15 protein-coding genes are annotated in these 13703 nt (G+C 29.3%); all 15 read left to right on the plus strand.

The features are described 5' to 3' along the window. Nucleotides 1–215 precede the first annotated feature (215 nt). From ACNQF6_RS07850 to ACNQF6_RS07920, 15 genes are read left to right on the plus strand one after another with little or no spacing between them, the layout of a single operon-like run. Nucleotides 216–1472, plus strand: coding sequence for an ABC transporter ATP-binding protein (locus tag ACNQF6_RS07850; RefSeq protein WP_417964778.1), 1257 nt, complete (start codon nt 216–218; stop codon nt 1470–1472). Then, entirely contained in the window at nt 1469–2608 is a 1140-nt protein-coding gene (locus tag ACNQF6_RS07855) for an FkbM family methyltransferase (RefSeq protein WP_417951914.1), read from the plus strand. Before ACNQF6_RS07850 ends, ACNQF6_RS07855 begins: the two co-directional genes overlap by 4 nt. 6 nt (nt 2609–2614) lie before the next feature. Further along, nucleotides 2615–3688, plus strand: a complete 1074-nt coding sequence (locus tag ACNQF6_RS07860) for a DegT/DnrJ/EryC1/StrS family aminotransferase (protein ID WP_417951913.1) — start codon at nt 2615–2617, stop codon at nt 3686–3688. Continuing rightward, a complete protein-coding gene (locus tag ACNQF6_RS07865) occupies nt 3688–4389 on the plus strand; it encodes a WbqC family protein (RefSeq protein WP_417951912.1) in 702 nt (233 codons plus the stop codon). Before ACNQF6_RS07860 ends, ACNQF6_RS07865 begins: the two co-directional genes overlap by 1 nt. Continuing rightward, the gene (locus ACNQF6_RS07870) at nt 4386–5330 is read left to right on the plus strand and encodes a hypothetical protein (protein ID WP_417951911.1); all 945 of its coding nucleotides are present in this window, start codon (nt 4386–4388) and stop codon (nt 5328–5330) included. The genes ACNQF6_RS07865 and ACNQF6_RS07870 overlap by 4 nt, the downstream gene beginning before the upstream one ends. Nucleotide 5331: 1 nt before the next feature. After that, nucleotides 5332–5805 carry a GNAT family N-acetyltransferase gene (locus ACNQF6_RS07875; protein ID WP_417951910.1) on the plus strand — a complete coding sequence of 158 codons (474 nt, stop codon included), beginning with the start codon at nt 5332–5334 and terminating at the stop codon, nt 5803–5805. Then, on the plus strand, nt 5802–6584 hold the full coding sequence (locus ACNQF6_RS07880) for a phytanoyl-CoA dioxygenase family protein (RefSeq protein ID WP_417951909.1): 783 nt from the start codon (nt 5802–5804) through the stop codon (nt 6582–6584). The genes ACNQF6_RS07875 and ACNQF6_RS07880 overlap by 4 nt, the downstream gene beginning before the upstream one ends. Nucleotides 6585–6606: 22 nt before the next feature. Beyond that, on the plus strand, nt 6607–7350 hold the full coding sequence (locus ACNQF6_RS07885; RefSeq protein WP_417964782.1) for a class I SAM-dependent methyltransferase: 744 nt from the start codon (nt 6607–6609) through the stop codon (nt 7348–7350). A 3-nt stretch (nt 7351–7353) separates the two neighbouring features. Further along, nucleotides 7354–8289 (plus strand): glycosyltransferase, encoded by a 936-nt coding sequence (locus ACNQF6_RS07890; protein WP_417964784.1) that lies wholly within the window; start codon nt 7354–7356, stop codon nt 8287–8289. Then, nucleotides 8289–9254 carry a nucleotide-diphospho-sugar transferase gene (locus tag ACNQF6_RS07895; protein WP_417951906.1) on the plus strand — a complete coding sequence of 322 codons (966 nt, stop codon included), beginning with the start codon at nt 8289–8291 and terminating at the stop codon, nt 9252–9254. The genes ACNQF6_RS07890 and ACNQF6_RS07895 overlap by 1 nt, the downstream gene beginning before the upstream one ends. 11 nt (nt 9255–9265) lie before the next feature. Continuing rightward, a complete protein-coding gene (locus tag ACNQF6_RS07900) occupies nt 9266–10129 on the plus strand; it encodes a glycosyltransferase family 2 protein (protein ID WP_417951905.1) in 864 nt (287 codons plus the stop codon). After that, complete coding sequence (locus ACNQF6_RS07905; RefSeq protein WP_417964786.1) at nt 10122–11093, plus strand: glycosyltransferase family 2 protein; 972 nt, start codon at nt 10122–10124, stop codon at nt 11091–11093. Before ACNQF6_RS07900 ends, ACNQF6_RS07905 begins: the two co-directional genes overlap by 8 nt. Before the next feature lies 1 nt (nt 11094). Beyond that, nucleotides 11095–12048 (plus strand): glycosyltransferase family 2 protein, encoded by a 954-nt coding sequence (locus tag ACNQF6_RS07910; protein ID WP_417964788.1) that lies wholly within the window; start codon nt 11095–11097, stop codon nt 12046–12048. A 13-nt stretch (nt 12049–12061) separates the two neighbouring features. After that, nucleotides 12062–12844, plus strand: a complete 783-nt coding sequence (locus ACNQF6_RS07915) for a glycosyltransferase family 2 protein (RefSeq protein ID WP_417964790.1) — start codon at nt 12062–12064, stop codon at nt 12842–12844. A gap of 1 nt (nt 12845) precedes the next feature. Then, nucleotides 12846–13697: a glycosyltransferase family 2 protein gene (locus ACNQF6_RS07920; protein ID WP_305627606.1), complete on the plus strand. Its 852-nt coding sequence runs from the start codon at nt 12846–12848 to the stop codon at nt 13695–13697. Nucleotides 13698–13703: the final 6 nt, after the last annotated feature.

Consider the following 13703-nt stretch of genomic DNA (forward strand, 5'->3'; position numbering starts at 1 on the left):
TTAAGAATTATATAAATAGGAAGTGAAAGGTGAGAAGTGAATAGTGAACAGGTAGAAGTTAGTAGTGAAAGGTGAGAAGTTAATAGTGAACAGTTAGAAGTGAAAAGTGATTATTAATTATTTCCTTTCACCACTCAAGATTCACCATTCACGATTTACCATTCACGATTTACCACTCACTTTCACGATTCACGATTCACTTCTCACTAAAAAAAATGAAAGACATTATATTAAAGGCCGAGAACATCTCTAAGCAATACCGCTTAGGTCAAGTGGGTACTGGAACGTTAACGCATGACTTGAACCGCTGGTGGCACCAGCTTCGCGGGAAAGAAGATCCGTATTTAAAAATTGGAGATACTAATGACCGCACTATAAAAGGGACAAGTGATTATGTATGGGCGCTACAGGATATCAATTTTGAGGTAGAACGTGGCGAGGTAATTGGGATTATTGGAAAAAATGGAGCAGGGAAATCTACTTTATTAAAGATTTTATCCCGCGTTACAGCTCCTACAACCGGTAGTATTAAGTTTGGTGGTCGTGTGGCTTCATTACTTGAAGTAGGAACCGGATTTAACGGTGAAATGACCGGCAGGGAAAATATTTACCTGAATGGCGCTATCTTGGGAATGACTAAAAAAGAAATCACGGCAAAACTCGATGAAATTATTGATTTCTCTGGTTGTGAACGCTACATTGACACACCCGTAAAACGCTACAGCAGTGGTATGTATGTGCGTTTGGCTTTTGCAGTTGCGGCATTTCTAGAGCCTGAAATTTTGATTATTGATGAGGTTTTGGCGGTGGGTGATGCTGAGTTCCAGAAGAAAGCTATTGGTAAAATGCAGGAAATTTCCAGAGCAGGAGGGAGAACAGTTTTGTTTGTGAGTCATAATCTTTTAGCTGTAAAAAGTTTGTGTACAAAAGGAATATTAATGGAATATGGTAGGATTGTTAAAACTGGCTCTATTAATGAAGTTGTAGATTACTATTTGTCAAAATCAAATGATTTAGTGAAATCATTTGTTGATATTCAAACAGAGTCTAGAGGTTTTAAAGTAAATTCAATAGAGGTGAGTAATAATGGTATTGATGGAAATTTTAATATCAACAAGGATTTGATTTTTGAGATTAGTATAACTTGCAAAAGAAATATTGAAGCAATAAATATCAATATTTTTATGAATACTATTGAAGGATCAACAATTTTTGCTACTTGTTCTCCTGCTGAAAAACAAGAAATTGGTTGTTATATTTTCAAATGTATCATTCCTAAAAATACTTTAAATGATATTTTATATTCTATAGATGTGATGGTAGTTGAAAATGGACCAGTCATATTACATAGTTTAAAAGAGGTTTTAACTATTGAAGGAATTGAAGAAAAACGTGATGCAGCCTGGTTAGATAAGTTTCCAGGATTAATTCGACCGCAATATTTTGAATGGAATAAAACAAAATTACAATGATTGATTTTAAAAAAGCGTTAGAGAATAAAATAAAAAATTCTTTAAGTAATAATTATGGTATTGAAAACTATGATGTATTTAGATTTGGAGAATATCGTGAAAAGATGGAAATACATTCAGGTGCTAAAAAGCCTATAAACCTGCGAAAAGCTCTAAAAAATCTAATTAAAAAACTTATTGGGTATGACTCAAATAGAAATTTTTTTATATCTAAAGGCAATGAATATGTAACAACTTATGAATTTCAAATCCAAAGCATTTGGGATAATATAAGTAAAAAAGACCAGGAGTTATTTGTTAGTTTAATTGCTTATAGAATTTTAGGATATAAAAAAGTAAAATTACCTCGAAATAATGTAGCATATTGGGAAGCAATTAAAACTGCTAAGTTATTATCAAATCCCGAAGATGTCTATGATCCTCATTTTATGCATTTTATATTAGAAAAATTTGATTTGAAACCAATAGGGTTTGATATAAAATTTTATTTTTCAGATATTGGAGTTGCTATTGATTTTGTAATAGAACAATATTCTTATAAAATAAATGATAAAAATATAGTTTATGTTGAAAGTGGAGATACCGTATTAGATGTTGGAGGATGTTGGGGTGATACAGCACTATATTTTGCTAATAAATCCGGTAGTAATGGAAAGGTGTATTCCTTTGAATTTATTCCTGATAATATTAAATTATTTGAAATCAACACTTCTTTAAATCCAAACCTGTTTTCGCAAATAGAATTAGTACGTAATCCTGTTTCTAATACCAGCGGAGAATTAATTTATTTTAAAGATAATGGGCCTGGTAGTTCTGTTTCATTTAAGCCTTTTGAAGGACAAACGGGTACTGCATCAACAATCTCTATTGATGATTTTGTGAAATCAAAAAAAGATATTAAAATTGATTTTATAAAAATGGATATTGAAGGTGCAGAGCCTATTGCATTAGAAGGTGCTATAGAAACGATTAGGAAATTTAGGCCAAAATTAGCTATTGCAATATATCACAGCATGGATGATTTTTTTAACATTCCTAATTGGATATTGGATTTGGATTTAGATTATGAAATTTTTATTGGGCATTATACGATTCATGCAGAAGAAACAGTTTGTTTTGCTAAACCAAGAAATTAATACGTAATGATTAACGTAACCCAAACTTTTTTACCCCCTATAGAGGAATACAATGCCTATTTGAAAAGTGCTTGGGATAACCAATGGTTAACCAATCGAGGTGAATTGGTTTTGGAACTTGAAGATAAACTTAAAAAGCATTTAGCGGTATCCAATATTATTGTAACCAATAATGGAACAATACCTTTGCAAATTGCTTTAAAATTATTAGGAAAAAAAGGAGAGATTATCACAACTCCATTTAGTTATGTTGCCACTACGGCTGCTATTGTCTGGGAACATTGTACACCAGTTTTTGTTGACATAGATCCTGATTATTTAACGATTGATGAAACTAAGATAGAAGCAGCCATTACAGATAAAACAACTGCTATTTTAGCAACACACGTTTTTGGGAATCCTTGTCATGTGGATGCAATTGAAGTTATCGCAAAAAAACACAATCTTAAAGTAATCTATGATGCTGCGCATTGTTTTAATGTAACCTATAAAAGAAAGTCTTTATTTGATTATGGAGATGTGAGTACTTGTAGTTTTCATGCGACTAAGTTGTTTCATACCGGTGAAGGAGGAGCCATGTTTACGAATGATACGGATTTACAGCATCAATTATTCTATAGTCATAATTTTGGACACAACGGACCATTGGGTTTTTATGGGCTGGGAATTAATGGAAAAATGTCTGAATTGCAAGCAGCTATGGGATTAGCTGTTTTGCCTTATATGGATACTATTACTAAAGAAAGAAAAAAAGTGGTTGATTATTATAATTCAGTGTTAGATTTTTCAAAACTTAAAACTTTAAAAATAAGAGAAAATACAAATTGGAACTATAGTTACTATCCTATTATTTTTGAGAGTGAAGAACAGCTTTTAAGAGTTGAGATGATTTTAAAAGAGAATCAAATTTTACCAAGGCGTTATTTTTATCCCTCTTTGAATACGATTGATTACACTGACGGGCTACCCATGCCGATTTCTGAGAGTATAGCTTCAAGAATTATGTGTTTACCTTTATATGTTGGATTAACAATTGTCGAACTTGAGAAAATAGTTATAAATATTAATACGGTTTTGTAATGAAAGTAGCCATAATGCAACCTTATTTTTTTCCATATATTGGATATTTTCAACTAATAAATGCCGTGGATAAATTTGTAGTTTATGATAATATAAAGTTTACAAAAAAAGGATGGATAAATAGAAATAGAGTTCTAGTAAATGGAAAGGATAATTATCTTACTTTACCATTAAAAAAAGATTCTGATTTTCTAAATATAAATCAACGATTCATAGCGAAATCGTATTTAAAAGATAAAACTAAAATCATAACAAAGATAAAAGAGTTGTATAGAAAAGCTCCACAGTATAAAGTTGTTTTTCCCATTATTGAAGTTATTATGAATGATAACGAAGAAAACTTATTTGATTTTATTTTAAATTCTTTAAAAAAAATTTGTAGTTATTTAGAAATAACGACGGATATTGTCATTGCTTCTTCCATTGCAATAGAACATTCTTTAAAATCCCAAGATAAAGTTATTACTATTTGTAAAGCGCTTGATTCAACTCATTATTTGAATCCAATTGGAGGAATTGAATTATATTGTAAAGATGATTTTAATAAAATTGGAATAAAACTTAATTTTATAAAATCAATAAATATTGAATATCAACAATTCACCAGTGAATTTGTACCATGGCTTTCTATAATTGATGTCATGATGTTCAATTCTTTAGAAGAAATAAAACAAATGCTAAACGAATACGAAGTATTATGAAAGCTATAGGTGGTTATTTTGGTTTAGAATTACACGATGGTTTTGAATATCATGCGGATGCGATTCGATTAAATACGGGTAGAAATGCATTAGAATATATTCTTATTGCAAAAAAATACAAAAAAATATATTTACCATATTTTACTTGTAAAGTACTTTTAGAGCCTATAAAAAATAACTGTATTAGTTATGAATATTATTGTATAAATGAAAATTTTGAAGCTGATTTTAATTTTGATAATCTAAAGGAGGAGGAATGTTTTCTCTATACTAATTATTTCGGTTTCAAAGAAGAATACATTTTGAGTTTAACTAAAAAATGTAATAATTTAATCATAGATAATGCTCAGGCTTTTTATGCAAAACCTGTACAAGGAATTACTACTTTTTACTCACCTAGAAAATTTTTTGGGGTTCCAGATGGGGCTTATTTGTATACAGATATAAAAATGGAAACGCCGTTGAAAAAAGATTATTCATCACAAAGATTTGAACATTTGCTTGAAAGAATCGATAAAAGTGCAGAAGTGGGATATTCTAAATTTGTTGAAAATGATGATTCTTTGAGTGATTTGCCGCTTATGGAAATGTCAAATATCACCCAGAAAATGCTACAATCTATTGATTATAATCATATTGCCGTAAAAAGATGCGAAAATTTTAAATTTTTATCAAAACATTTAAAAGGGATTAACAAAATAGATTTTGAGTTAAATGAAAATCATATTCCAATGGTTTATCCTTTTTTTTCAGATGATATAAGTTTGAGAAAAAAATTAATGGTAAACAAAATATATACTGGGCAATATTGGAAAGAAGTTCAAAATTTAGTTCAGATGAATAGTGTAGAATACCAATTTGCAAACCATTTAGTTCATCTTCCTGTTGATCAAAGATATAATGAAATAGATTTAAAAAGGATTGTTGATTTATTAATGTAATATGGAGGTAGCAATTAGGTTGCTGGAAGAGAATGATGCGAAAGTATCTTATTTGTGGAGATGTAATCCTGAAATTTGGAAATATACAGGATCTAAACCACCTCAGTCAATTACTTACGAAATGGAGAAGGAATGGATTCAAAAAGCTTTAAAAAGAGAAGATGAGATAAGATTTGCAATATGTGTTGGAAATGAGAATGAATATGTAGGGAATGTTCAGCTTACAAATATTAATGAGACTGATGCTGAATTTCATATTTTTGTTGGCAAAAAAGAATTTCACAACAAAGGAGTTGGTACAAAGGCAACCAATTTAATTTTAAATTACTCTGATGAAGTTTTAAAATTAAAAATGGTGTACTTATTTGTAAATAAGAATAATATTGGAGCCATAAAAGCCTATCAAAGATGTGGGTTTTGTGAAGTAGAAAGCGATAAAGAACAATTGAAATTAATTATAAAACTAAATGAATGAATGTTAATTTAATTGAATTGGAAAATAAAGGATATACTATCATTCCTTCTTTTTTTGACAAAATTTATATGAATGCTGTTTCAGAATCTATGGATTATAGTTATGAATTGTGCAGAGAAATTCAAATAAAAAATGGGATTGATGCTGTTACAGATGGTACTGTCCATCATCTACTAGCAACAGATGATAGTATATATTTAGAAATTTTACAAAAAATAAGCCTTTCTCCTCTTTATGAATTTATAAAAACTTATTTTAAAGGAAATTGTGTGTTAAATAGTTATGGTGGAGTAATAAATATTACTTCAAAACCATCTTATGTAGCAAATATACATAGAGATATTCGTTTTTTTTCTGGAGATTTTCCGTTGATGCTAAACATGTTGATTATGCTTGATGATTTTACATTAGAAAATGGTGCTACTTATCTTTTTGCGAAATCTCATTTAAAAGAAGATAAGCCATCTAACGAGGAATTTTATGAAAAATCAGATAGAGCAGTAGGCAAAAAAGGAGATATTCTGTTCTTCAATTCTAATTTATGGCATGCTGCAGGGATCAATACTACCAATCAAAAACGTAGAGCAATTACAATTACATTCACCAAGCCATTTATGAAACAACAACTTGATTATTCACGCGTTATAGGCTATGAAAATGTTGAGAAATTAAGTATTGAACTTCAACAATTAGTTGGTTTTTATTCCAGAATCCCTTCGAATCTTGAGGAATGGTATCAAAAACCAGAACAGCGATTTTATAGACCTGGACAAGATTAAATAAAATTAATAATAAGAATTGATGAGTGTAAATAGAGATTATAATAAAGAGCTTCAAGATACAACGGATCATAAATATGCATATAATTTTGATTTTGATGTTATGCATCCTTTTATGATAAAAGCATTTAAGCCTTTTTTTAGAGATGGAAATTTTCTTGAATTAGGAAGTTTTAAAGGAGATTTTACAAGAAAATTTTTGCCTTATTTTAGCGATATTACTTGCGTTGAAGCTTCTGACGATGCTGTTGAAATAGCACGAAATGAGTTTGGCACGAAAGTGAAATTTGTAAACTCCTTATTTGAAACGGCTACATTACCAATGAAATATGATAACATTGTACTTACGCATGTTTTGGAGCATGTAGAGGATCCAATCAGTGTTTTAAAGCGAATTAATGAGGAATGGTTGTCAGATTCTGGACGATTTTTTCTTGTTTGCCCTAATGCTAATGCGCCATCGAGACAAATTGCTGTGAAAATGGGATTAATAAGTCATAATTCAGCAGTTACTTCATCAGAAATGGAACACGGTCATAATATTACTTATACATTAGATACTTTAGAGCGAGATGCTAAAGCGGCGGGTCTCAATGTAGTTTATCGATCAGGAATATTTTTTAAAGCATTGGCTAATTTTCAATGGGACGAATTGCTGCAAACAGATATTATTTCTAAAGAATATTTAGAGGGATGTTATCAATTAGGACAACAATATCCAGATTTGTGTTCCAGTATTTTTTTAATGTGCGAAAAAGGAAAGTAAAGTATGAAAACACCATTACTTTCAATATGTTTAATTACGTATAATCATGAAAAATTCATTCGTCAAGCTATAGAGGGAGTCTTGATTCAAAAGGTAGATTTTGATTGGGAATTAATTATTGCCGACGATTGTTCTACTGATAGAACAAAAGAAATTATACTTGAATATAAAGAAAAGCACCCTGATTTTATAAAATTAATTTTACAAGAAAAAAATGTTGGTGCAGCGAAAAATTGGATGGATTTAATAACTACTCCAAAATCAAAATACATAGCCTATTTTGAAGGTGATGACTATTGGAGTGATCCTTTAAAATTACAAAAACAAATTGATTTTTTAGAACAGAATGAAGAGTATAATATAGTTTGGACAAAATTTAATAAAATAAATGCTACTGGGGATTTATTAGAAAGTAACATGCCGCAGTTTGAAAAAAAATTAGAAGATGTAACAATTGAAAATTTTTTTGAAAATTACAGAACATGGACTTTAACTTGTTTGTTTAGAACTAAAATTATTAAAAAATATGATCTAAAATCATTGAAATATTCAAAGGATAATTCACTTTATTTTTTAGCCTTAAAAAACTCTATGGGAAGAGTGTTAGATTTTAATAGTGCATGTTATAGAATTCATGAAAATGGAGTTTGGAGTTCTAATTCCGAATTAGAAAAATCAATGTCAAATTTTTTTAACTTTGATGAAATAAGAAAGAAAATTGTCAATGATAAATCAATAGATATTTATTTGGAATCTAATTTAATTGATATTGTTAATAAAATTAAAGTGTCGAAGTTGGTGGAAACTAAGGTTTATCGTAAAGTATTTTTATCGGTGATGATTAATCTAAAATGGAAATGGAAATTAATTTTTTTGAAAATGTATTTTATTGCAATTTCTTCAAATTTATTTTTTATAAAAACTAATAATAATAAATAATGTTTAATACACCTGTTTTATATTTAGTTTTTAATAGACCTGAAGAAACTAGTAAAAGTTTTGAAGTAATACGCAAATTGCAACCGAAAAAACTATTTGTAGCTGCTGATGGGCCTAGAAAAGATAATTTAAATGATTTTTTAAATTGTGAAAAAGTTAAATCAATTATTTTAAATAATATAGATTGGGATTGTGAAATAAAAACATTAATCAGAAATGAGAATTTGGGTTGTGGAATAGCGGTTCAAAATGCTTTAAATTGGTTTTTTGATGAAGTTGAAATGGGAATAATAATAGAAGATGATATTATACCGCATAACTTTTTTTTTATGTATGCTGAATTATTACTAAATAAATATAAGTATCACGAGGATGTTTTTTCTATAAATGGGTGTAGTTTAGCTTATGAAAATAGTGATTATGATTATGGAATAACTCGCTATTTTAATATGTGGGGATGGGCAACTTGGCGTCGTTCAAATGAATTAGTACGGATTACTTGGCCACTTTATAATAAAGAATCTGATTTTAATAAGGATAGCGAAATTTTACAGATGTTGAAATTGCCAATATTACTACCTCAAAAGGAGTGGTTTAATAATTGGAGTTATCTTTTTGATAATACAAAAAAAAATAAAATTGATACATGGGATTACCAATGGATATATACTTGTTTAAGAAATCAAATGATTTGTATTCGTCCCAATTTTAATATGATTACTAATATTGGATTTAATGAAAATTCTACACATACACTACAGGCATCTCATTTTAAATTGATAGATATTAAGATTGATGTTTTAAATAGAGATTTGAAAAACTTAAAAGGGTTTTTTAAAATTGAGAGCGTTTATGAAATTATAAATGTTGCTGAATATTGGAATGGTATTAAAATAAGTTATGTGAGTTTTTTTAAAAAGAATATGGGATTTTTGATAAGTAAAATTGAAAAATTAAAAAATTAAAAAATTAATTAATGTTTAAACTCTCCATTATAACCATAAACTATAACAACTTTCTTGGTTTGCAAAAAACCGTAGAAAGTGTCACGAGCCAAACTTGGCAAGAGTTTGAGTACATAGTTATTGATGGCGCTTCGACAGATGGGAGTAAAGCTTATATTGAAAGTCAAAACCAGCACATTGATTATTGGATTAGCGAACCTGATAAAGGTATTTACAATGCAATGAACAAAGGGATTGCAAAAGCTACCGGCGAATATTTACTTTTTTTGAATAGTGGAGATCATTTATATTGTGAAGATGTTCTGAAAAAAAATAAACACACACTTTTGGATTTTGATTTAATTACTTTTGATTTAAAAATAATAGGACAGGACACTGAAAAGAATATAGTTTTTCCTCAGCAGATTAAATTTTTAGATTTATATGTAAGTTCATACTATTCATTACTTCATCCAGTAACATTTATAAAAAAAGAACTTTTTAATACCGTTGGTTTATATGATGAAAAGTATAAAATAATTTCAGATTGGAAATTTTTTATGTTAGCATTATTTAAATTCAATTGCAGCTATAAAAAGATAGAAGCTAAATTGACTACTTTTTATTTAGGAGGGATAAGTTCTGGAGGCATAAATCAAATTGAAAGAGATAAGTTTTTGAATGAAGAATTTAAATACTTTATAGAAGATTATGATGAGATGATTCAAAATCAGGCTCTTTTGAATTCTAATCGTTATAAAATGCTTGATGAAATGGAAAGTACAACCTTTGGTAAAAAAGTAGCTTCCTATTTTTTAAGAAGTTATGTTGTACTTTTTAGCAGAAAAAAACTTAAAGATATTATTAATTGTAAGGTTAATAAAAATCATGTCTGACAAAATTAACTTATCAGTTATTATTCCGGTTTACAATTGTGAGCACTTTATTGAGAAAACGATAGCCTCAGTAATCACACAACTCGAAGTAACTGAAATTGTGGTCGTAAATGATGGTTGTACTGATAGAACAGGATTACTTTTGGATCAATTGCAACTACAAAATCCAATACTTAAAATATACCATCATCAAAATAAATCGAATAAAGGACGTTCTGCCAGTAGAAATCTTGGAATACAAAAAGCAACTGGAGATTTCATTGCTTTTCTGGATGCCGATGATTATTTTTTGCCTAATCGATTTACAAATGATATCAAAGTATTTCAAGAAAACGAAAACTGTGATGGGGTTTATAATGCGGTTGGATTTCATTTTTATAGAGTTGCAACAGATGAGGAATTACAAACGCATCAATTGTACACGGTAAACCAAAAAATAAAACCCGATTTCCTTTTTGAAGCTTTATTGTCGGGTAAGTACGGTCATTTTCAAATTGACGGATTAACGGTTAAAAAATCAGTTTTTGATACCATTGGTTTTTTTAATGAAGCTTTAGTCGTTATGGAGGATACTGATGTTTTCTGGAAAATGGCTTTGAAATGTAGGTTATTAACCGGAATTATTGACCAACCAGTAGCAATGCGCGGGGTACATGATAATAATGTTTTTGATCAAGCTGATTTGTATAAAAACAATGTAATGCTACTCTATGAATCATTGTTGGGTTGGTGCTGTAAAAACAAAATTGCATCGAATACAATTGATATTTTATTAAAAACGATTTGGATTATAAAGCATAAAGAAAAAAACAAACTGTATCAGGATATCGATTATTGGGCAAAATTATTTTTCCCCCATCTCCAACTGTTTTTTTCAATTTTAAGTATCAAATATTTCCCTGTAATTAGGCTTAGAAAAGAACTTTTCCCATTTTTATATCCCAAAACTATAAACCAACAATAAAATGCCTTTTTCAGTATCAGTAATTATTCCGGCTTATAATGTGGAGCAATTTATAGAAGCAGCAATTGTTTCTGCAGTCAAACAGCCTGAAGTGAATGAAGTTATTGTTGTTGACGATGGGAGTACAGATAACACGTTGCAAATTATTAAAACCTTGCAAGTGTCTAGTGCTAAAATCAAAATTTACCATCATGAAAATCATACTAACAAAGGCCGTTCTGCGACTAGAAATTTAGGTATTAAAAATAGCAGTGAAGATTATATCGCATTTCTGGATGCCGATGATTTTTACTTACCCAATCGTTTTATTAATGATAAAAAGGTTTTTCAAGAGGACGCTAAATGTGAAGGAGTTTATAATGCCGTTGGATTTCATTTTTATAGAGCACTAAATCCTTTGGAAGAAGGAACATTTAAATTGAGCACCGTTTCTCAAAAAATAAAATCGGAAGAACTTTTTCACGCCGTGATTTCGAGTAAATTTGGGTATTTGCATTTAGATGGATTGACGGTTAAAAGATCTGTTTTTGATAGGATCGGTTATTTTAATGAATTGTTGCCAGTTGCTGAGGATTCGGATATTATTTATAAAATGGCCCTAAAGTGTCGTTTAGAATCTGGAATTATTGATATTCCTTTGGCCAAAAGAGGGATTCATGAAACTAATATTTTTAACCAAGAAGCTATTTATAAAATATATAATATCAAGTTGTATGAATCTATTATTTCCTGGAGTTGTAAAAATGGTATTTTGATTCAGCATATTGATAGCACTCTAAACTGGTTATGGGTTTTTAAATTTAGGGAAAACAACAGCTTGATAACTGATACTTTGTATTGGTCAAAGCTTTTTTTTACAAACCCAAAAATTTCATTTACGTATTTAAGTGTCAAATATTTTCCAATTATTAGACTAAGACAAATTCTTTTTCCATTTTTGTACCGAAAGAATTAAAACAAATAGAAATTTGAAACCTAAAATTTCCATAATCACCGTCAACTACAATAATCTTGAAGGCTTGCAGCAAACCATTGAGAGCGTTTCCAGTCAGACCCAGCAAGAGTTTGAGCATATCATTATTGATGGTGGATCAACGGATGGAAGCGTGGCGTATATTGAAAGTAACGCCCAATTATTTAAATATTGGGTAAGCGAGCCAGACAAAGGGGTTTATCATGCCATGAATAAGGGAATTACTAAGGCCTCTGGGGAGTATTTACTTTTTTTGAACAGTGGCGATCATTTTTACAATAAGAAAGTATTAGAAAAAAACCAACATTTCTTAATAGATTATGATCTAATTTATTTTAATATGTATGTGAGTGGCGAGAATAAAAAAATAATTAAAGAGTATCCTGATACATTATCATTTGCTTATTTTTTAAAAGATAATTTGCCACATCCATCAATATTTATAAAGAAAGAATTATTTCAAACTGTCGGATTATTTAAAGAGGACTTTAAAATTGTTGCCGATTGGAAATTCTTTATTGATAGTGTTTGTAAGTATAATGCTTCATATCTTCATATTAATAATACGTTGACAACCTTTTATTTAGATGGAATCAGTTCGTTGCCAGAAAATAAGGTAATTATTGATACTGAAAAACAGGAAGTATTACAATCTGATTATTCGGCATATATGCAAGATCTAGAGGATGTACTAAAATATATGACAATAGTTCATAGTCTAAGACGATCAAGAATAATTAAGTGGCTAATTCGATTTGGGCTATTAAATAAAATTTAAAATGAATACACTCGTATCTATTATTGTTCCCTGCTACAAACAAGCGCATTTTTTAAAAGAATCTCTACAATCAGTACTCGATCAAACTTATGTACATTGGGAATGTATTATTGTCAATGACGGAAGTCCAGATAATACAGCTATAATTGCTAAACAATGGTGCGAAAAGGACAGTAGATTTAGCTATTTATATAAGGAAAATGGAGGTTTGTCCAATGCGCGTAATGCAGGAATTGCAATTTGTAAAGGAGAATTTATTGTTGCTTTGGATGCAGATGATATACTGCATCAAGATTATTTAATTAAATTATTACCTGAATTATTAAATGATGAATCCCTTGCCATAGTTTCTAGTCATAGAGTTTTTTTTCGGGATAATAAAACAAATGTTTTCTTTCACGAAAAAGCGGTAGGTACGACTTATCATGCTTTAATTTTTGAAAATATTTTGATGCCTTCATCGATGTATAGAAAAAAATATTGGGTAGAAGTAGGCGGATATGATGAAAATATGAAGCATGGTTTTGAAGACTGGGAATTTTGGATTGCAGTTACTAAGACGGGTCGTAAGTTCAAGTTTGTAGAAGAATATTTATTCTTCTACAGAAAATCAAAAACATCAATGTTAATTGATACATTAAAAAATCATCGAATAAATATTTTAGAATATGTTTTAAAAAAACATAAAGAAATTTATGTAGGACATTTTGATAATACGATGGAGTATCTTTTCTTTTTAATTAATTTGTATAAGCAATCAGAGATAAAAGCTAAAAATTCGCTAGAATATAAAATTGCAAGAATAATTACCAAGCCCATTAGGATAGTACAAAAGATAATGAAAAATAAATAAATTTTC

It is taken from the genome of Flavobacterium pasteuri (genome assembly GCF_048286615.1).
In the GTDB taxonomy this organism is placed as follows: Bacteria; Bacteroidota; Bacteroidia; order Flavobacteriales; family Flavobacteriaceae; genus Flavobacterium.